Source organism: Pseudomonas sp. TE3910 (assembly GCF_056279025.1).
Genome location: NZ_JBWBQN010000001.1, coordinates 1,045,074 through 1,066,603, shown reverse-complemented (window position 1 = coordinate 1,066,603; position 21,530 = coordinate 1,045,074). Strand labels below are relative to the sequence as shown.

The 21,530-nt window shown below is 60.6% G+C and carries 14 protein-coding genes; all 14 read left to right on the top strand.

The window, feature by feature from the left end:
• Positions 1–346 precede the first annotated feature (346 nt).
• The 14 genes from ACZ9H3_RS04660 (at position 347) to ACZ9H3_RS04595 (ending at position 21,413) form a co-directional block, all read left to right on the top strand.
• Complete coding sequence (locus ACZ9H3_RS04660) at positions 347–718, top strand: DUF4280 domain-containing protein (RefSeq protein WP_476222700.1); 372 nt, start codon at positions 347–349, stop codon at positions 716–718.
• A gap of 10 nt (positions 719–728) precedes the next feature.
• A complete protein-coding gene (locus ACZ9H3_RS04655) occupies positions 729–2,819 on the top strand; it encodes a type VI secretion system Vgr family protein (protein ID WP_476219885.1) in 2,091 nt (696 codons plus the stop codon).
• On the top strand, positions 2,806–3,345 hold the full coding sequence (gene tssJ / locus ACZ9H3_RS04650; RefSeq protein WP_476219883.1) for a type VI secretion system lipoprotein TssJ: 540 nt from the start codon (positions 2,806–2,808) through the stop codon (positions 3,343–3,345). The genes ACZ9H3_RS04655 and tssJ overlap by 14 nt, the downstream gene beginning before the upstream one ends.
• On the top strand, positions 3,332–4,672 hold the full coding sequence (gene tssK, locus ACZ9H3_RS04645) for a type VI secretion system baseplate subunit TssK (protein WP_476219881.1): 1,341 nt from the start codon (positions 3,332–3,334) through the stop codon (positions 4,670–4,672). The genes tssJ and tssK overlap by 14 nt, the downstream gene beginning before the upstream one ends.
• Positions 4,669–5,880, top strand: coding sequence for a type IVB secretion system protein IcmH/DotU (gene icmH / locus ACZ9H3_RS04640; protein ID WP_099774876.1), 1,212 nt, complete (start codon positions 4,669–4,671; stop codon positions 5,878–5,880). The genes tssK and icmH overlap by 4 nt, the downstream gene beginning before the upstream one ends.
• A 46-nt stretch (positions 5,881–5,926) precedes the next feature.
• A complete protein-coding gene (gene tssM / locus ACZ9H3_RS04635; RefSeq protein ID WP_476219879.1) occupies positions 5,927–9,199 on the top strand; it encodes a type VI secretion system membrane subunit TssM in 3,273 nt (1,090 codons plus the stop codon).
• A 121-nt stretch (positions 9,200–9,320) separates the two neighbouring features.
• Entirely contained in the window at positions 9,321–10,016 is a 696-nt protein-coding gene (locus ACZ9H3_RS04630) for a hypothetical protein (protein ID WP_476219877.1), read from the top strand.
• 476 nt (positions 10,017–10,492) lie between these two features.
• The gene (locus ACZ9H3_RS04625; RefSeq protein ID WP_476219875.1) at positions 10,493–12,733 is read left to right on the top strand and encodes a TonB-dependent siderophore receptor; all 2,241 of its coding nucleotides are present in this window, start codon (positions 10,493–10,495) and stop codon (positions 12,731–12,733) included.
• A 69-nt stretch (positions 12,734–12,802) separates the two neighbouring features.
• The gene (locus ACZ9H3_RS04620) at positions 12,803–13,843 is read left to right on the top strand and encodes a GNAT family N-acetyltransferase (RefSeq protein WP_476219873.1); all 1,041 of its coding nucleotides are present in this window, start codon (positions 12,803–12,805) and stop codon (positions 13,841–13,843) included.
• 103 nt (positions 13,844–13,946) lie between these two features.
• Positions 13,947–14,150, top strand: coding sequence for an MbtH family protein (locus ACZ9H3_RS04615; protein ID WP_476219871.1), 204 nt, complete (start codon positions 13,947–13,949; stop codon positions 14,148–14,150).
• Between the two features lie 114 nt (positions 14,151–14,264).
• Positions 14,265–15,584 carry a lysine N(6)-hydroxylase/L-ornithine N(5)-oxygenase family protein gene (locus ACZ9H3_RS04610; RefSeq protein ID WP_158240129.1) on the top strand — a complete coding sequence of 440 codons (1,320 nt, stop codon included), beginning with the start codon at positions 14,265–14,267 and terminating at the stop codon, positions 15,582–15,584.
• Between the two features lie 65 nt (positions 15,585–15,649).
• Positions 15,650–17,302 carry a multidrug ABC transporter permease/ATP-binding protein gene (locus ACZ9H3_RS04605; RefSeq protein ID WP_476219868.1) on the top strand — a complete coding sequence of 551 codons (1,653 nt, stop codon included), beginning with the start codon at positions 15,650–15,652 and terminating at the stop codon, positions 17,300–17,302.
• Positions 17,299–18,966, top strand: coding sequence for a multidrug ABC transporter permease/ATP-binding protein (locus ACZ9H3_RS04600; RefSeq protein ID WP_476219866.1), 1,668 nt, complete (start codon positions 17,299–17,301; stop codon positions 18,964–18,966). The genes ACZ9H3_RS04605 and ACZ9H3_RS04600 overlap by 4 nt, the downstream gene beginning before the upstream one ends.
• Before the next feature lie 44 nt (positions 18,967–19,010).
• Complete coding sequence (locus ACZ9H3_RS04595; RefSeq protein WP_476219864.1) at positions 19,011–21,413, top strand: penicillin acylase family protein; 2,403 nt, start codon at positions 19,011–19,013, stop codon at positions 21,411–21,413.
• Positions 21,414–21,530 lie beyond the last annotated feature (117 nt).

The following is a 21,530-nucleotide window of genomic DNA, read 5'->3' as shown; positions in this document are numbered from 1 at the left end:
CGCGGTTCAGGCCACAGAGGCTGCTTCGCTACAGCACGGTTTAAAACATCGGTTTAAAACAACACGGTTTAACACCGCGCACCTGTTAGCTATGTGTGCGCGAGGTGTTTGCTTGTTTCGCATAATGGCAAATGAGTTTGGCGGGTGAATAGATGAAATGGGTGTGCGATCAAACCATTGGGTTGAATAAAACGCTGTCTGAAAATCCTTCGTGCCTCTCGGATTTTTCCTATTTAACGCTTCGTGGTTTTGGCCAAAATACCGCTTCACGTTTTCATCGGTGTCGGTTGCCGCATAACGTAACCAATTATTCAGCGGAGGGGCTGCTGTGCCAGAACAAGTTGTAATGGGGGCGCTGTTACGGTGTTCATTCGGGGCCGCGCCTGCGAACTTGGCTGTACTGCCGGTAAACCGCTACAACGTTGAAGGCCAGCCCGCCGCCAACATCATGGACCACAAGCCGATGGTCAACATCGCCCCGTTCGGCGTGTGTTCGTCGATGGCCAATCCGACGGTCTCCGCCGCGACGTCTGCGGCAATGGGGGTACTGACCCCAATGCCCTGTGTGCCGGCAACGGCCTCACCCTGGACACCCGGCGCTGTCAAGACCCATCTCGCGGGGCAACCGGCGCTGCATAGCCAATGCACCTGCCTGTGCAACTGGGGGGGCGTGATCAAGATTGTTCAGCCCGGTACCCGTAAAACGATGATTGCCTGAGGGGCTGCACGTGACTAGCGCTTCTGCAAAACACGCCCCTACCTCCTGCTCCTTCGCCGGGCCGCCAGGTTCCACTGCGTTGTTGTTCGCCGGCCTGGACGGTAGCGAGGGGCTGAGCCAGTTGTTTGAATACACGGTCAAGGCCCTGAGCCCGGAGGGCGAACTGAAGGCCGATGATTGGCTGGGCCAGCCCCTGGTCGTCGAGCTCCCGTACGACTTTCAAGCGCCTGCACGTGTCCTGCACGCGCACATCTGTGGTTTCCGCCGTGTGGCGGATCAGGGCCAACTGCCGTGCTATGAGTTTTTACTGCGCCCCTGGTTATGGTTTGCAACCTGTGCGAGCAACAGCCGGATTTTTCAAAGCAAGTCGGTGCCTGAGGTGCTCAAGGAGGTACTGAGCGTATACCCGGGAAACCTGGACTGCGTGCCCCTTGAGCAGTACCCGGCATTGGAATACTGCGTGCAGTTCGGTGAGAGTGATTTCGCCTTTGTCAGCCGCCTGATGGAGGAGGCCGGGCTTTACTACTTTTTCCGGCACACCGCTGAAGGGCACTGCCTGGTGATCACCGATTCAATGAGTGAACACACGCTGCTTGAAGGTGATCATCGGTTTGAACTGGGTGGAGGCCAGACCGAGCTGTTCAATCGCTTTTCGGCGTGGGTGCCGGAGCAGGTGTTGTGCAGTGGTCGAGTGCGTGCCACCGACTTCGATTTCACCAAGGCCAACACCCGCGAAGCCAGCGTGCTCAGCGCCGATGCCTCGGTGGTCATGGCGCATGATCAGGCCACTTATGAACACTACCACTACCCAGGGCACTTCAATGACGTCACTGCGGGTGAGGCGGCGACCAAGGTTCGGGTACAGGCGCTGAATGCCGAACAGCAGCGCATCCGCGCAGCAGGGTGTGCACCGTATCTTCTGCCCGGGGCCTGCTTCACCCTTGAGGGGCATCCCGAGCACAACCAGAACACGCAGTACCTGATCGTCCAGGCACAGCTTCAGGCAACTTGTGTGACCTCGACCTACGGCGTCAGTGGCCCACGTTTCAGTTGTCAGGTCGTGGCAATCCGCAGCGACGGTTGCTACCGCGCCGAACTCAAGACCCCACGGCCAAAGATCGTTGGTCCGCAGACCGCGTTCGTCGTCGGCAAGGAGGGCGAGCCGCTGTGGGTCGACGAATTCGGGCGGATCAAGGTGCAGTTCCACTGGGACCGTAGCGACCAGCGCAACGAGAACTGCTCATGCTGGGTGCGTGTCGCGCAGCCCCTGGCCGGGCAGCACTGGGGGGCGGTTTTCCTGCCACGGGTAGGCCAAGAGGTCGTGGTGGAATTTCTCGACGGCAATCCGGACCGTCCGCTGGTGACCGGGAGCCTCTACAACGGCGGCATGCGGCCACCCTACGCGTTACCCGCGCAGGTCGCTCGCAGTGGCATCAAGAGCCAGTCGCTGGGGGCCGAGGATGTCTACAACGAACTGCGTTTCGAGGACAAGGGTGGCGCCGAGCAGTTGTTGTTCCATGCCGGGCGCAACCAGGACATCACGGTGCGTAACGATGCCTTTGAACACATCGGCAACGATATACACCTCAAGGTAGGCGGCAATGCTTACCGCCAGGTGATGAAAGACGCCCACGAGCACATTGACGGTGACCTTAACGCTCGGGTCAGCGCGGACCACTCGCTTGATGTCGGTGGCGACCAGGCCTGTGCGATCAACGGCAGTTGCTCGCTCGAGGTGGGCGCTGATCAGCAGGTCAAGTTGGGCGGCGCGCATTCACTGGACATCGGCGCAGACAGCGATACCAAGGTTGGCGGCAAGTTCAAGCTCGGTGCAAGCAGTGTCGACGTCAAGGGCAGCCAGACGATCACCCTTGAAGCGGGCCAGACGCTGGTGCTCAAGGCCGGTTCCAGCACGGTGGAGTTAGGCCCCAAGGGGGTTTCGATCAATGGCGCGATGGTGGCCATCGACGGCAAGGGCAAGGTCGATATCAACGGGGGCGGCGAGGGTAGCTCGGCGTCCGCAGAGGCGCCGTCACCCAAACAACCGCAAAAACCGAAAAAAACCAAAGCCCCCAAGGAGGCTGATGATGGCCGCGACTAACACCATTGCACAGGTCCCGCGCACGGTGCTGCGTGGCACATTGCTGATGGCCCTGGGATTGCTGCAGGGCTGCCAGGCATTTGGCTGGTTTCAGGCGCCTGCGCCACTCGACCCGAAAAAGCGCGTGGACATTGTGGCGGCGCTCGATGTCAATCCGAACCTCTTCGGTCGTCCGTCTCCTGTGTTGCTCACGTTCTACCAACTGAGCGATGCCACAACCTTCCTCAAGGCTGACCTGTCACGTCTTGAGCATGCCAATGAGTCGTCGGCCGATGCGACCTGGCTCGTGCGCGAGACGTTTCAGCTAAGCCCTGGCGAACGGCGCGAACACCTTTTCGTACCCCATCCGCAGATGCGCCTGGTGGGCGTGGTCGCGGAGTACCGCGACCTGGATAACGCTCAATGGCGCGCGGTAGATGTCTTTCAAGCCCAAAGCCCCGAGGTACTGAAGGTGAACCTGGCGCGGGACAGGGTATCGGTTCAGGCCATTCCACTAGCAGAGGGCTTAACACATGCTCAGCAATGACGGCGTTGTCTGGTCGGAAGGCATGTTCCTCCAGCCGCAGCATTTCCAACAGCAACAACGCCACGTGCAGGCGCAGTTGGTTCAAGGGTTGCAAGCGGTACAGGCTAACGTCTGGGGGTTCAGCGCATTGAAACTCGACCCGGCGCAGTTGCTCCTGGGGCGAATCCAGTTGCTCGAGTGTGCAGGTGTTCTACCCGATGGCACGCTGTTCAGCCTCGATAGACAAGGCCTGGCGCAGGCCGGCTTTGTGGTCCCTGAGGGTGCACGCGGGCTGGACGTGGTATTGGCCTTGCCCAGAGCGGGCGCTGCACACATTGACGTCGAGCACGCGTCTGCCGCCGACAGCCTGTCGCGCTACCATCAGCTGGAGGCCACGGTGCAGGACAGCACCGCCGAGGGTGCCGCAGAGGCGACCTTGCAGCTTGCCCGGCTCAACCTGCGCCTGGCACGTCGGCAGGACGTCGAGCAGTCACATGTGTACCTGGATGTCGCCCGGGTGCTTGAACGCAGTTCTGGTGGCCAGGTCAGCCTGGATGAGGCCTTCATCGCACCGGTTCTGAACTGGCGCCTGGCGCCGCGGCTGGCGGCATTTGTGGATGACTTCCTCGGCCGTGTTCGGCAGCGGGGCTACATGTTGGCGACCAACATGGGTGTACCAGGGCTGGGCGGAATCGCCGAGGTCCATCATTTTCTGATGCTGCAGACGATCAACCGAGCCGAGCCGATGCTCGCCCACCTTGCAAGCTACCCGGGCTTGCACCCCGAGGTCCTGTTCCGTGAGTTGGTCGCACTGGCCGGTGAGTTGGCGATTTTCTCTGAAACCAGCAAGCGGCCAAAGTCCTATCCGGTGTACCGGCATGATCGGCTCGCCGACAGCTTCGACCCCGTCATGATCGACCTGGCTCATATCCTCAGTGCGCAGGCCGGAACCGATGTAGTGCCCCTGGCCTTGAATGAGCGTGAACACGGTATTCGTGTTGCCGCCGTGCTCGACACCAGCCTGTATGGCAGCGCCCGCTTTGTACTTGCAGTGCGTGCGCAAGTGCCGGATGACGAACTGCGCAAGGTGTTCCCGACGTGCCTGAAGGTTGGGCCAAGCGAACGCGTTGCCGACCTCGTCGACCTGCAGCTACCCGGAATCAACGTCTGTGTTCTGCCGGCCGCGCCACGTGAACTGCCGTATTACGCAGGCTTCAGCTACTTCGAGCTTCAGCGCGACAACCCGTTGTGGCAGGCACTTGGCAGCAGCGCCGGTTTCGGCCTGCATGTGGCCGGTGATTTTCCGGGCTTGCAACTGGCCTTCTGGGCGATCAAGGAGCCTCAATGAAACGCCGTTTCTGGACCCCTCTTGCAAACATCAAGGCGCGCTGGGGCGCGTCGGCGTTGCCGGCCCCGACAGCGCGGCCACATGACGCCTTGCCCGCGCTGAGCAGCGAAGGGCTTGGGCTGCATGCCAGTGACCTGCTGTATGAGGTCGTGCTGCTGCGCAGCCTTGAGCAGGCGCCCGACCTTGATGATCTGCGCGCCCATCTGGTCACCCAGATGCGTACGTTCCATCGAAAGGCGGTGGAGGATCGCGTACCGGTCAGCCTGGTTGAGCGCGCCCAGTACGCGATGTGTACGCTGCTCGATGAAACCATCTCCAGTGCTGAATGGGGCAGGGGAGAGTGGTCGAAACACAGCCTGCTGATGATCTTCCATGGCCAGACCTCGGGTGGAGACGGTTTTTTTGGCTACCTCGATGCAGCAGAGCTCAAGCCTGAGGAAAACCTCCCGCTGCTGGAGGTGATGTACCTGTGCCTGGCCCTTGGCCTGGAGGGCCGCTACCGCATTCAGAGTGAAGGGCGCGCCGCGCTTGCGCTACGGCGTAACCACCTGTTCGAAACGATTCGCATGCAACGCGGCTACCTGCCTACGGTCAGCCCGGATGAGCCGGTGCGTGGCTGGCGTCATGACTACTTCAGCCGTCGCCGTTATGTCTGGTGGGGGTGTGGGGCGTTGCTGGTGATGTTGGCGGCCGGCTTGGCCTATCACCTGGAAAACCGTTCCTACCAAACCCTGGTGCGGTTGCAGGCACTGGAGCAGGCACCGCTGAACACCTTGGCGCAGCAACTGGCCCTGGCGCTTTCCGCAGACGTACGGGCTGGCCGCCTGTACCTGCTTGAAGACGGCCTTGGCGTGCGCATCACGATCAGTTCCTCCGGTTTGTTTGCTGCCGGCGGTAGCGAAGTGGCGTCCCTCTACGAGCCTGTATTGAAGCGTATTGCCGCTGCACTGGAGCAGTGGCCGGTGCACATCAAGGTGATTGGCCACAGTGACGACACGCCGGTGGCGAGCCGCTTGATTTCCAATCAGGCATTGTCGCTGGCCCGTGCCGAGACCGTGCTTCGCGCGCTGGTGGGCAATGACATTGACCCTCTGCGCTATACCGCCGAGGGGCGTGGTGAGCTTGAACCCTTGTTCGCCAATGACAGCCCGGATAACCGTGCCCGAAACCGTCGCGTGGAAATTTTCGCCTATCCCACGCAAGGCTGACTGAGACGGCATTCCCCCACACCTTTTACTTGCGGATGTTGCTGCCATGCTTCTGCGCGCCATGAAAACCCTGCTGTTCGCCTGTTCGGCGCTGCTGGGCCTTGTAGTTATGATGTACCTGGTCCTGATGCATGGCCAGCGTCTGGCAGTCGATGGTTACGCACCCTTGGCCAGTGTGGTGAGCCGTCTGCTGCTCTGCGCCGGGCTTGCGGTTCTGGCACTGGTGCTATGGCTGCGTCGGCGTCGGCGCACAAAGGAAACCGATCCAGCGCCCTTGATCGACGCCGCGCCGCAGGAGGCCTGTTCGGACCGGGAACGGCTGCTGCGCGAGCGGCTGCAGGCCTGGTTTCAACGCGCCAGCGGCAGGTTGCCGGGGTTCTTGCTGATCGGCCCGCCCGGGCTGGACAAGGGCCCGTTGCTTGGCCTGAGCGGCAACGCCAACGACGACCTGCGCTGCGCCACGGTGAGCGGTTTCGCCCTGTTCGATATCAACGGCAGCCTGCTGAGCCCGTCTCAACCTGAGCAGGCACGGCTGTGGCGTCTGTTGCTCGATGAGCTCAAACAGGCTGAGGTTGGCGGCACACTGCCGCGCGGAATCCTGCTGGTGCTGTCGGCGCTGCAGTTACACAAAGCGAGCGTCGCCGAACGCGATCAGTTGGCACTGATGCTCCGTGCGCGCCTTGAAGAGCTGGCCAGTCGCTTTGGTAACGCCCTGTCGGTGCAGGTGATCGTCAGCGGTTGTGAGCAACTGCCTGGGTACACGGAGTCGCTGGCGTGGCTGGCGGCAGACCGGCGTGAATTGAGCCTGGCGTTTGCGCCTGCCCTGCGTAACCGAGACCTGCTCGCGACCTTAGGCCCGCGCATGAGGGCGCTGATTGCCGACCTGCACAGCACCGCGCTCGAGCGTCTTCAGCGTGAGCCGGATGTTCAGGTGCGTTCCATGCTGTTCGGCTTCACGCCGATGTGGCGCGCTCTCTCCATGAGCCTGCAGGCGGTGCTGGAAACGGCCCTGGCCCAAGAACGCGGCATTGCCCAGGTCGCCCTGCAGTCGGTGCGTTTCAGTGCACAACCGGCCACGGTCGAATCGCCGGCCCCGGTCTTGTTGCGGGCGTTGCACACCTGTTGGCGCCCCGGCCGACTGCGCACGCCAATGCGCCAGGGGCTGGCATGGGGCAGGTCATGGGCACACATTCTGGTGCCGGCAATCAGCCTGATGCTCGGCCTGCTGTTGCTCAGCCTGCACCGCGATCAGACCCGTCGCCTGGAACACGCCGATCAACAGATAGCAGCGTTACAGCAGGCGCCCCATCATGCCAACACCCCGGTGCTGGGGGGCGACACCCTGCTGCGGCTTGATCGGCTCGCCCACATGGCGCACACCCTCGACCAGGGCTGGTTGCCCTGGTCGACCGGTCGTCAATTGCAGTTGCATGCGGCGCAAGCCTATGCGCATGCCCTTGAACAGCAGGTGCTGGCCGATCTGCTGCAGCGTCTCGAAGATCGTCTACGCCGTGCTCAAACCCTTAGCGAAGCAACACTGCGCCAGAGCCTGTCGTTGTACCTGATGCTTGGCGGTGAAGGGCGCTTTGATGCGCAAGCGCTGGGCGAGTGGTACACCAGCGCCTTTCGCGACAGTGCCGGAAGCCGCCTGAGTGATGCGCAGCATCAGCAGTTGGACGAGCACCTGCAGCGGTTGCTCAAACGTCTGGCACTGTCTACGCCACGGCCACTGGACCGCGGGCTCATCGAGCAGGCGCGCAACCAGCTGGCGGCTGAACCTGTGGCCCACCGGTTGTACCGGCAGCTACTGGAGCAGGTGGATGATCGCACCTTGAGCGAATTCAGTATCGCCTCTGTACTGGGCGCGGGTGGCCTGTTGCTGTTCACCAAGCGCAGCGGAGAATCCCAGGCCCGTGGGGTACCGGGGCTTTACACCGTGGAGGGGCACCGGCGTTTTAGCGCACGCGTCGAGCCAATGCTGGCGCTAGCGCTTGTACAAGAGCGACGCCTGATGGGGCAGGCTGAGGTGCTGAGCATCAAGCCCATCAAGGACGAGGTGCTAGCGCTCTACCATCAGGCCTATATCGAGCAGTGGGAGGCGTTTTTCGACGACCTGCAAGTCAGCGGCCTGGATCAGTCCGAACATGTACCGCGCCGGTTGTTGCAACTGGCGCAACGCGACTCGCCGTTGCTGGAACTGTTGCACGCGGCGGCGCGCCACACCCAGCTGTCGCCCGTACTACCATCCCACGGCTTGCTGGAGCGCGCCCTGCAGAAAGGCGAGCATTTGCAGCAGCGGGTTGGCCTGGCTCAACCGGTACCGGCGGTTAGCCCGTTGCCTCATCCGGTCACCCAGCATTTCAAGCCCCTGCACCAATGGCTGGCGGCCGAGGCACCGGCGAGCACGTCCGAGCAGTTGCTGCTCGCCTTGAAAGACACCGCCTTGTTCATCGACGCCAGCCAACAGGGCGTGCGGCAGAAAGTGCCCATGGACGCCAGCGATTCGTTGCAACGCCTGAGGGAGGAGGTGGAGCAACTGCCCGCGCTGCTTCAACCCATGATGCTGGATATCGTTCAGGTCGGTCAGCAGCACGTGCAGCAACACACCCGACACGTGCTTGAGCGTGCATGGGCCAGCGACGTCGCGCCCCTCTGTGAGCGTGCGCTGAGCGGGCGTTACCCGTTCGACGGCGATTCAGACACCCAGGTGTCGCTGGACGATTTCAACCGGTTGTTTGCGGCTGACGGCGTGCTGCAGCGCTTTGTAGAACAGCACCTGGTCGGCCAGCTTGATACCCGGTCACGGCCCTGGCGCTTGAACGAAGGTGCTTCGGTGGGCAGCGTCAGTGCGCCACTGCTGGCCATCCTGGAGAACGCCGCACAGCTGCGCGACAGCTTTTTCCCGGCGGGCCAACACCAGGCACAGCTGGCATTCGAACTCAGCCCGCTGATGATGAGCGAGCGCATCGCCAGTTTTACCCTGGACTACGACGGTGCGCGCTTGAACTACAGCCACGGGCCGCTGGGTTCGGCGCTGTTCGAATGGCCCGGCAAAGCCCTGGGCAGTGAAATCCGGGCCAGCGTGACACTGCTTGACGGCCGCACCCTCATCCGCCGAAGCACCGGGCCGTGGGCCTGGTTTCGCCTGATTGACCAGGCACGGCAAATCCCGACCGAAGATCCCGAGGCACGTCAGCTGGTGTTTGATTTCGAGGGCGAAGAAGTGCGCTTGCAGTTACGTGTGGGTCGTGCGGGTGCGCCGTTTGATAGTCAGGGGGTGAAGCGGTTTAGCTGTGAAGGTGTTAATTCTTTTAGTTGAAAGTAGCAATTGTTTCTATTGGGTCATATTGCATTGGTTCTTCTGAAGCACTGGTCTCTATAGGTGGACTGTCGTTTTGTTGTGCGTGCAAGGTGGCGTATTTTTACTAAGGAGGAGTTTTATGTCGGGATGGGATGTTGTGCGCTCTATTGTGTTGTCTTGCCGTTGGCAAAGAAATATGAGCAACAGGTACCTTATGGAAGCTCAAGATGGGGTGAAATACTTTGATCGTGATGACAGATCCAAGCATTGTGTAAACATAATTGCTGGCGTTGTTTATAATCACGGAAAAATGGTGTCTAGAAGAAAAAATGAGGAGTTGGCAACATCAAGTCGCTTGTGGTTTGATCAAGGTAGATTTGGCTATGTTCTTGCGTATGACGATAAAATGCAGAAAAATTTATATCTGTTCGTGCATCGTGACGGCATGGTGCACCATTCATCTGTGTGTAGCGGCAGGCCGGTAATTGATGCGGGAATGATGACGATTGTAAATGGGCGAATTGTATACATTGAGCATAAAAGCGGTCATTATAAGCCAAACTTTGAGCAGCTCCGACATACGTTAGCCTTTCTTCAAATCAAAGGTGTCGATCTTGGAAGTGTTTTTGTCAGTCGTAGGATTGAGGGCGCAATAAAAAATGCACCAATTTTTACAACTCACGTCATGATGGGGCTTTTAAAGTTGTATTCTGCGCGTGATGTTTTTAGTGCGCAAGATTTTGATTCGATCCCTGAGGTTCGTGGGATTGATATGGACAATATTGATGCTAAAACAAGAGTGGCATGGGAAGCGCCGCAGATAACAAAGCTGTAAAATCTGATCGTGAATTTGTCTTTTTTGCTGTTGCCGTGAAGAAACGGCGGAGATCTGGATATCGTTCCGGTTCAAATTAGGCTGATTTAGTATATTCGCAAGGTCAACGATTTTTAGTTTGCTGAGGAAGCTCCGAATGAGTCAGTCAGGGCTGACTTGTTCGGAGTGTCTGCAACCACCTCGACAAGGACATCACACTCCGTTGCGGCACAACCGTTTACGCCATGTACTACTGCCGTGTCCTCTTGTACGCGTGATTCCGGCCTCTGTTGATCACCACCGACAGCGCTAAAAGTCCGCCGTTACGCTCTGACTTACCCCAAAAATTTCACTCTAGACCGCAACCCTTGAGGCGGCGGCTTCGTCTCAGGCGTTTCCTACGTTTGTGTAGGGAGAGTGTTTCCTGTTAGCGTTCGCAACTGTAAACTATTCTCAATAGCGACAGTCAACAACGTCTACAGGGAGCGGGGAGCGTCATGAAATTGGGGTTTAGTGCAGGGAAATTCGGGGCCGGTGCGTTCTCGTCACAGTGGCTAGGGCTGGGGGCTGTGACGGCGTTGAGCTCGCTGTTGCCGATGGGCGTGGCGTACGCACAGAACGCAGCGGATAGCGGCTCCGGGACGTATGTGGAGTTGGCGCCTTCGGCAGTGGAGGCCAAGGCGGTGGAAGACACCGGTTACGTCGCCACTCAAGCGCAGGGCATCACCAAGAGCAACGTGCCGCTGATCGAAAACCCGCAGTCGGTTACGGTGGTCACGCGCAAGCAAATGAACGCACAGGATGCGCAAACCCTCAGCGAAGCCCTGCGTTACACCGCAGGGGTAAACGCCGAGCCGTTCGGTGCCGATAACCGCAATGACTACATCTACATTCGTGGTTTCGATCAGTCCAACGATGGCCTGTTTCTCGATGGCCTGAACCTGCTGAACCGCAACTACGGCATGTGGCGTGTCGACCCTTACAGCCTTGAAAGTGTTGAAGTGGTGCGTGGCCCCAGCTCGGTGCTGTTCGGCCAAAGCTCGCCGGGCGGTCTGGTCAACCAGGTCAGCAAGCGTCCGACCGCGGCGCCCATCCGTGAGATCCGGGCCGAGTACGGCAGTTACGACAAGAAAGTCGGTGCGTTCGATATTGGCGGCAAGCTGGATGACGATGGCCGTTTCCTCGGGCGTCTGACTGCGCAGATAAAGGACGGCTCCACGCAGATCGATCATGTCGACGAAGAGAGCTGGTTCATCGCCCCGGCACTGACCTGGAACATCGATGACAACACCTCGCTGACAGTCCTTGCGCAGGTTCAGCACGAGCGCCTGGGCTCGGTGTTCCAGTACCTGCCGTACGAGGGCACGGTCAAAACCAACCCATTGGGCCGCTATGACACCGACCTGTTCGCTGGCGAGCCGGACTTCGACCACTTCGATCGCGATCAGGAAAGCATCGGCTACACCTTCGATCATGTGTTCAACGATGTCTGGAGCTTAAAGCAGAATTTCCGCTACCGCCATTTGACCCTGGACTACAAGTCCATTTATGGCCTGGGTTATTACAACCCGGCACCAACGGCAGACCTGGCACCAGGCGACTTTGGCCAGGGTTACCGTGGTGCGTTGACCTCCAAGACCACCGTCACTGGTTGGGCATTGGATAACCAGGCCCATGCAAACTTCAACACCGGCCCTGTCGAGCACAACGTCACCCTGGGCGGTGACATGCAGTACACCACCTACGACATCTTCAACCAGGGCAGCCCGGGCGGTGACCCGAACCCCTTCGATCTCTATAACCCAACCTACGGCAACTGGACGCCGAGCGACCTGGCGACGTCCAACGACGTGGTCAGCAAGGTGCGTCAGCTGGGTATCTACACCCAGGATCAGTTCAAGATCGACAAGTTTGCCTTTACCTTGGGTGGCCGGGTTGACTGGGCACGTGTGAACCAGGACAGCGACGGTGGTACCGGTGCCTACGCTACTGCGCGCAACGCAGCGGGTACCAACCAGCGTAACGACCGCAAGGCGACCTACCGCGCAGGTGTGGTGTATCTGGCTGACAATGGCCTGGCGCCGTACTACAGCTATTCTCAATCATTCGCCCCCAACGTGGGCCTGACCACCGACCTCATGAAGCCGACCACCGGCGAGCAACATGAGCTGGGTATCAAGTACCAGCCCAAGGGCTCCAACAGCTCGGTGACGCTGTCGTTGTTCGACCTGCGCAAGAAGGACGTCCCGACCCCCGATCCAACCGACCCGAGTGGCCAGCGGCAGGTCCAGATTGGCGAGGTCCAGTCTCGCGGCGTCGAGCTGGAAGCGGTGGCCAGCATCACCGAATCGTTCAACGTGATTACCAGCCTGACCTACAACAAGGTCGAAATCACCAAGGACACCAACTATGAAGGCAACCGGCCGTACAACGTGCCGGAGAAAATGGCCTCGATCTGGGCGGATTACACCTTCAGGAACGGTGATATCAAAGGCCTGGGCTTTGGCGCTGGCGTGCGCTATGTCGGCTCCAGCTACGGTGACGATGCCAACAAACTGGATATTCCGGCCTATGCCCTGGTGGATGCCATGGTGCATTACGACCTGGAAAACTGGCGTGTGCAGTTGAACGCCAAGAACCTGCTCGACAACAACTATGCCACCTGCCAAGGCACGGAGTTCCGTTGCAACTACGGTTACCCGCGCATGCTTTCCACCTCTGTGTCCTACAACTGGTAAGCGTCTGTAGCCATCTTCGCCCCCTCCAGGATCGAGGGGGTGAACCCATCCGCCAAGCAAGGTGTTGTCATGATTTTCTCTCCTTTATCCCTCCTGCAGGTCGATGGCCGCCGACTGTCCATCGAGCAGCAGGGTGATCAATTGAATATCGACCTCGAAGGTCGCTTTGTGGGGTCGCTCGTCGTGGCTACGGGGGGCCAACGTGCCCGGTTGATGCTGCAGCCGTGCGAGGTCGAGCAGGTCAAGGACCTGACGCTGGCCGCCTTGCATGCGGCGTTCCTGGTGCACCCGGTACGTGAGCTTGCACTGTCGGTTACTGGGCAGGCTCAGGTCAGCCTTTTGTTGCGCGAAGGCCTGGCGGTTCATGCGCCCGACAGCGAAGCATTGATTTGCCCGCAGCACCTGTTCCGCCAGCATCCTCAACCCTGGCTGGCCTATCCACCGTCCAGCCAGTATCCGTTGCAGTACCGTTTGAGCAATGGCAAGCGCCATCCGCAACGTGCACCGCGTCAGCCTGGCACGGTGTATCGACGTTACGTGGCGGAAATCGCTGAGACGATTTCGTTGCGTACGCTCGATCCACAGCAGGATCTGGAGGTGTTCAGCCGTTGGCAGAATGACCCGCGCGTAGCGGCGTTCTGGGAAATGACCGGCAGCCAGCAGGCGCATCGCGACTACCTGGACGCTTTGCTGGCAGACCCCAAGGTGCACCCCCTGATCGCCTGCTTCAATGATGAGCCTTTTGCGTACTTTGAGGCCTATTGGGCCCGCGAAGACCGCATCGCGCCGTACTACGACGTGCAAGATTACGACCGTGGCGTGCATATGCTGGTCGGGGAGCAGCGCTACCGGGGCGCTCACCGGGTGAGTGCCTGGCTGTCGTCGTTGGCGCACTTCCTGTTTCTTGATGACGCCCGCACCCAGCGCGTGGTGGCCGAGCCGCGTGCCGACAACGCGAAGATGATCAACTATCTGCAGCGGGCCGGTTTCTATCGCGAGAAGGAATTCGACTTCCCGCACAAGCGCGCAGCCATGATGATCTTGCCGCGTGAAGTGTTCTTCGCCGATGCCCCGAACCACGGCGAACAGGCGCTGGTTGCTTGTTCTTAAATTAAAATCATTCTCATTCGTCACTTCCTCGACAAGCCCAAACAGGTTGTAGGCATGTGCCTACGAATCATTTCGATGATTCCGTTCGACAGGAAGGAACACTATGAGTTTTGACAGTGAAAACGCAGTCTTCGTCGTGGTCGTCAATGGTGAGCAGCAATACTCCATATGGCCCGAATACAAGGCGATTCCCGAAGGTTGGCAGGAGGCCGGCAAGCGCGGCCTGCGGCAGGAGTGCCTGGCTCACATCGCCAGCGTCTGGACCGACATGCGGCCCTTGAGCCTGCAACAGCAATTGGCCCACTGACAGGCCGGCGACTGCCGGGAATTGAAGGGCGGATGCGTTTGCTCCGCCCCATGTATCAATGCCTCCTTGTCTGACCGAAGTCGGTAGCGCGGGGGCACCAAGAGGGAGCGCGTGATGGAACTGCTGCAAATGGCCAAGCGTCTGGATGTCGCCGGAATCGGCGTCGGCCCGTTCAACCTGAGTCTGGCCGCGCTTATGGTCCCCCAGGCACAGCTCAACAGTTGCTTCTTCGAGCGCAGGCCGCGTTTCGACTGGCACGCCGGGATGATGTTGCCCGGCACCTACATGCAGACGTCCTACCTCAAGGACATGGTCACGCCGGTCGACCCGGCCAGCCGCTATGGTTTCCTGAACTACCTGGTCGACAAAGGTCGCTTCTATCGATTCATCAATGCGGAATACACGAATGTGCGCCGCGTCGAATACGCGGACTACATGCGCTGGGTGTCTGAGCAATTGCCCAATGTCGCGTTTTCCAGCGACGTTCAGGAGGTAACGTTCGATGGCCATGATTTTGTCATCGGCTTCGCCAATCGTCCGTCCTTGAAAGCCCGGCATATCGTGGTCGCGACCGGTTTGCTGCCGTACATTCCCGAGTGGGGGCGCGTGCTGGGCGGTGAACATTGTCAGCACAGCCATGGCTACATGCATGCGCAGCATTCGCTGGCCGGTAAGCGGGTGACCGTGGTGGGCGGCGGGCAGAGTGGCGCGGAGATCTTCCTTGATGTGCTCTCCGGGCGTCGAGGCGTTGTGTCCGAGCTGAACTGGATCACGCGCCGGGCCAACCTTGAGCCGCTGGATGAGACCCCGTTCACCAACGAATACTTTTCTCCGGACTACGTGCGTGAATTCTATGCGCTGCCGGAAGCCGACAAGCGCCGCTTGGTGGTTCAACAGAAACTGGCGGGCGACGGTGTATCGCCGGTGACCTTGCGCGAATTGTCCCAGGCGCTGTACGAGAACGAGTTCTTGAACACGCAAGCGGTGCCTGCACGCATTTTGCCGCAGCGTGAAGTGGTGGCCATGCAGCGCCACGGCGGCCATTTCCAGCTCACGAACCACAACGGTTTCAACGGTGCGCGCGAACGCCTCGATGCCGATGAGGTGATTCTCGCCACGGGCTATCAGCAGACCCTGCCCAAGTGCATCGCCGCCTTGATTCCGCGGCTGGTCCATGATCAGGAAGGTGGCCTGGTGCTCAATCAGGACTACTCCGCGCAGTGGGATGGCCCCGCGAGTAACCGGATTTACGTCCAGAACGCGGGCCGATACACCCATGGCATTGCAGACCCGCAACTCAGTCTGGCCGCGTGGCGATCGGCAGTGATCATCAACAGCATCGCGGAAAAGCCGCTGTATGCGACAACGCCCGTGCCACCACCGCTGACCTGGAGCCATGCGCGTGAAGAGGGCGGTCGACAGGCGCGGGCATGACCGCTGCTGGCAGTGGCCGTTGCAAAGGCTGTTTTTCGCAACCTGTTTAAACCAAGGGAGGACGAATGGGGGTGTTTGGCTTGATCTACCGGCAGTATCGCTGGCCGTTGCTAGGGGTGTTGCTGTTGAGTGCGGCCAGCGCGGTGCTGAATGTTGGCGTCATCGCCTTCATCAAGAACCGGCTGATGGACGCTGAGGGGGCTGTCGAAGGTGCGATGCTTGCGTTCGCGGGTTTGCTGGCATTGCTGTTCGCGTTGAGTTTCGGCGTGCAGGCCTTCATCGCAAGCCTTGGGCATCGATTTGTTCATGGTCTGCGCCGCAGGTTGGTCAAGCAAGTGCTGGATTCGGATGTGGATCGTCTCGAAAGCCTGGGCAGTGCGCGTCTGTTGGCCAGCCTGAGCGGCGATGTGCAGAAGATCACCATCGGGTTCATCAACCTGCCGGAGATCGTCTATGGCTCGATCCTCACCTTGGCCGCTTTTGGCTACCTGGCCTGGTTGTCGTTGCCCTTGTTTGGCGCGACCCTGGCCTGGCTGGCGTTGATGGTGGTCGTCAGCCAGCAGCTGATGCGCCGTACCCAGGCGCACATGCGCCAGTTGCGCGAGGCGGATGATGCACTGCACGCGCATTACCGCGCAGTTATCGAGGGGCGACAGGAGCTGGCACTGAACCGCACCCGGGCGCAGCACCTGTACGAGCAGGAGTACCTGGCCAGTGCCGGTGACTACTTTCATCACGTGGTGCGTGCCGATACCTTCCATTGGTCCAACAGCAACTGGGTCAACTGCATGATCCTGGCCAGCCTCGCGCTGGTGTTTGCCTTGGTCGGTGGCTACGGTTGGGCCGATTACACCGTGGCGTCGACCTTTGCCGTGGTGATCCTGTTCGTACGCGCACCGCTGGTGTCGAGCATGGGCGCGATTCCCAATCTGCTGGGGGCCAACGTGGCGCTGGAGAAGCTGAATGCCTTGCAACTTCAGCCCTACCGGGAAGACTTCGACCTGCCCGCTGCCACGGCGTTCGAGGGTTGGCAGCGCTTGCAGCTGGATGCCGTGACGTACCGCTACCGCTCCGAGGACGGTTCGGGTTTTGTTGTCGGCCCCCTGGACCTGACCCTGCAACGTGGCGAACGGGTGTTCCTGGTCGGTGGCAATGGTAGCGGCAAGTCCACCTTGGCACGCTTGATCACAGGGCTTTACCGGCCCGATACCGGTTGCCTGCGGGTCGATGGTCGAGCCGTGGGCGAGCATGATCTTGCCGCCTACCAGCAGTTGTTCAGTACCGTGTTCAGCGATTTTCATCTGTTTCGCCAGCTCCTTGGTGTGGCGGGTGAGGATGCCCCGCGTGATGTTGTTCAGGCCTGGCTGGCACTGCTGCGCATGTCGCACAAAGTTCGCATCGAGCAGGCGCGCTTGCTTGATCTGGAACTGTCACAAGGCCAGCGCAAACGCTTGGGCCTGCTGCTTGCGGTGCTCGAGGGGCGGGGTGTGTTGCTGCTTGACGAATGGGCCGCCGATCAGGACCCGGCGTATCGCCGTGCCTTCTATCAGCAGTTGCTGCCGCAGTTGAGCGAGCAGGGCGTAACCGTCATTGCGATTACCCATGACGATCATTACTTTCACCTCGCCGACCGGCTTCTGAAAATGGAGGGCGGGCAGCTCTACGCGTTACCGGTGCCTGCCCCAGGTGAAGCACAACGTGGGAGGGCATTGCCATGAGATTGATGCGAATGCTCTTTGGGCGCCACCCCGGGCTCGCGCTGTTCATTACGCTGCTGAGCATCGTGAATGCCGGCATCGGTGTTGGCGTGATCGCGTTCATCAACCAGCGTCTGGCTCAACCCGGTACGGCACTGGGGCCTGCATTGGCACAGTTCACGGTGCTCTTGCTTGCCGTCATGGTTTCGGGGGTGATTGCGCAGATCGGCATGACCACGCTGGGGCATCGCGGCGTGCTGGCGCTGCGTAATACCGTGCTCAAGCGAATGCTCGACACGCCCCTGGCGCGCCTCGGCGCTTTGGGGGCGCCGCGACTCCAGGCCAGCCTCAGTGTCGATGTACAAGCCTTGTCGGTAGCCTTCGTACGCCTGCCGGCGGTGGTTCACGGCGCACTACTGACCGTCGCCGCCGGTGCTTACCTGGCCTGGTTGTCCTGGCCCTTGTTTCTGGCGACGCTGGCCTTGATCGGGGCCGCACTGTTGGTGGCCTGGCGCTTGCTCGGGATCACCAACCGGGAAGTGGCCAGTGCCCGCGAGGCCGCCGATCAGTTGTACGGCAGTTACCTTGCCGTACTGCAAGGGCGTAAGGAATTGCGCCTCAATCGGCACCGCGCGCGACGGGTCTATGAGGAGGAGTTTGAGCGCAGTGCCCAGGCGGACCGTTATCACCAGAGCCGCGCCGACCTGTTCTACAGTGCCTACAGCAACTGGATCAGCGTCATGCTGCTGGTGGCCATCGGCGTGAGCTTCTTTCTCGCCAGCCACTTTGGTTGGGCTGACCGTGCCGTCGCCACCACGTTCGCGATCAGCCTGTTGTACCTCAGTACACCGCTGGGGCTGCTGGTCGGGGCGATGCCTGGGCTGATTGCCGGCAATGTCGCGCTGGCCAAACTCGACAGCCTGGCGCTGGCACCCTACCAGGCGGGGTTTGCCTTGCCTGAGGCGCTGCCAGCGGACTGGCAGCAGCTTGTGCTGGAAGACGTGTGCTACCGGTACGCCGAGCGTGACGATGAAGGCGGGTTTGCGCTAGGGCCGTTGAACCTGACCCTGAAGCGCGGCGAAGTGGTGTTCCTGATCGGCGGCAACGGCAGCGGAAAGTCGAGCATGGCACGCCTGCTTTGTGGCTTGAGCATCCCCGACAGCGGCCGGATTCTGCTTGATGGTCAGCCTTTGGCGGTGGAGCAACTTCCTGCCTACCGGCAATTGTTCGCGGCGGTGTTCTCCGACTTCCACCTGTTTGCCCAGTTGCTTGATGGCAAGGGCGCTACGGCCGATTCGACGCTGGTGGCGCAATGGCTGGAGCGCCTGGCCCTCAGCGACAAGGTGACGCCCAGCAACGGGCGATTGCCGAGCACGGCCTATTCCCAGGGCCAGCGTAAACGTTTGGCACTGATGCTGGCCGCGCTGGAAGAGCGTCCTGTATTACTGCTGGATGAATGGGCCGCAGACCAGGACCCCGCATACCGTCAGCTGTTCTACCTCGGCGTGCTGGAGTACTTGCGCAGTACCGGTAAAACGGTGTTTGCCATTACCCATGACGAGCGCTATTTCCACCTCGCCGATCGCTTGCTGAAGATGGACGGCGGCCAACTTGTCGAGCTCCAGGGACCTTCCCGGGCGCGCGCCTCTCTTGATGCCGTGGCAGCCCTCAGCGCAAGCGACTGAGGGCGCCCGGTGATTGCCTATCGATCAGTTGAAACGGAAGCCCGATGATCTATCTGAAACGCTTGGCCATCCTCCTGCTGGCGGCGTTACTGCTGCTGGCAGGTGCCATGGCGGTCTACGCCTGGCGCTCGTTGCCGCAAACCGAGGGCAGGGTGTCGGTGAGCGGCTTGTCTGCCGCTGTCGATGTGCTGCGTGATGCCGATGGCATCGCACACCTGTTCGCGAAAACCCCGGCTGATGCCTATTACGCCCTTGGCTACGTGCATGCCCAGGACCGGATGTGGCAAATGGAGATGAACCGGCGCATGGCCACCGGCACCTTGGCCGAGGTGTTCGGCGCCCAGGCGGTGCCCAGTGACCGGGTGTTTCGCACCCTGGGGTTGCAGGCCATCGCCGAACGCAACCTGGCCGCGCTGGATGCCAATACCCGGGCCACGCTGGACGCCTACAGCCAAGGCGTCAACGCCTACCTGGCCGGGCACCCGGTATTGGCGCCAGAGTTCGTGATTGCCGGCTTTCGCCCAGGGCCCTGGCAGCCAAGCGACTCGCTGGCGTTTTTCCGGCTCATGGCCTGGCGCATGGCCGGCAATCTCTGGGATGAGTTGGCCACGGCAGAACTGAGCCAACAGTTCAGTCCGGCGCAAGTGGCCGAGCTGATGCCCGCTTATCCCGGCGATCAACGCCCCGTGCTGCCTGACCTCAAGCAACGCTATGCCGGCACTGGCAGCCCATGGGCCGGGCTGTTGGCTGCCTTGCCCGAGCGGCAGCCGGTGGGCATCGGCTCCAACAGCTGGGCGCTGGCCGGTAGCCGTACCGACAGTGGCAAGCCACTGTTGGCCAACGATCCGCACCTGATGCTCAGTGCGCCCACTTTATGGTACCTGGCGCAACTTCATGCGCCGGGGCTGGATGTCATCGGTGCGACATTGCCGGGCATGCCTGGGGTCATTCTGGGCCGTAATCAGCACGTCGCCTGGTCATTCACCAACACCCATTCGGATGTCGTCGATCTGTTTCTGGAAAAGCAGTTGCCTGGCGACAGCAGCCATTACCTGACGCCTGAGGGCCGTGCTGCGTTTGCCGTGCGTGAGGAGCGTATTCGGGTCAAGGATGGCGACGATGTTCTGCTGCGTGTACGCAGCACACGCCATGGCCCGGTGATTTCCGATGTGCTGGAGCGCGCCGGGCACCTGGCGGGCGAGGGCGGGGTGATGGCACTGGAGTGGGTCGGGCTGCGTGATGACGACCTTTCCCTGCAATTCCCGTTGAAGGCTGCGCTGGCAGTCGATGGTTCCGGGTTGCTGGCCGCAACGCGGGACTTTCACTCGCCACAACAGAACATCGTTTATGCCGATACGGGCGGGAGCATCGGTTTTATTGCTGCCGGCCGGGTGCCGCAGCGTCAAGCCGATAACGACCTGATGGGCCGCGCGCCGTCACCCGGTTGGGAGGCCCGCTATGACTGGCAAGGGTTCATACCTTTTGACGACTTGCCGCAACAGCGCGACCCGGCCAATGGCGAACTGGTCACCGCAAACCAGAAAATCACGCCACCGGGCTACAACCGCTGGATTACCTCCAACTGGGTACTGCCGTATCGCGCTGAGCGTATTCATGAACTGCTGGCTGAAGGCGTCAAGCATTCGCGCGACGGCATGCAGCGCATGCAAATGGACGCCAGCAATCCGGTAGCCCGCCAGTTGCTGCCGTTGATGTTGCAGGTGCCGGTGCACGATGCCCGCACCCGCGAAGCCGTGCAACGCCTGGCCAACTGGGATGGCGCGATGCTGCGTGAGCGCGCCGAGCCGCTGATCTATGCCGAGTGGTTGCGCCTGTTCACCGAGCGCCTGTATGGCGAACGCCTGGGGGACCTGTTTGAGCAGATTGGCGCACACAACCCTGCCTTTATCGCTTCGGTGCTGTCGGATCGCGCGGGGGCGAGTCGCTGGTGTGGCGAAGCCCTGGGTGAGGCAGACGGCGTCACGGCCTGCCGACGTTTGCTGGGAGATACCCTGGCTCAAACGCTGGATAATTTGAGCCAGCAGTACGGCGATGCCATGAGCGGATGGCAGTGGGGCGATGCGCATAAGGCCGTTTCCCGCCATGCCGTGTTCGGCGATGTGCCAGTGTTGTCGCGGCTGTTCAACCTGAGTATTGCCAACGATGGTGGTCGGGATACGGTGAACTATGCCGGTTACTACTACGACCCGGTCAGTAGGCAGTACCTCGACGATGTCGGGCCAGGCCTGCGTGCGGTGTATGACCTCAATGATCCGCAAGCGTCCGGTTTCATCCTCAATAGCGGTCAGTCTGGCAATCCCTTTTCAGCGCACTACAGCGACATGCTGGAGGGCTGGGCCAACGGTCGCCTGGTGCCGATGATCAGCGAGCGTAAACGGCTTGAGCAGCAGGCACATCACACCCTGGAACTGGCTCCGAGGCCTTGATCAGGGTCTGAAGCACTTGTTGTAAACTATTCTCATTGTCATTCGTCTTCTCTGCATAACGTTCCATACACGCATCAGGTTCTGTGGTGCGTTGTAGACGATTGGTGGAGAAGACCT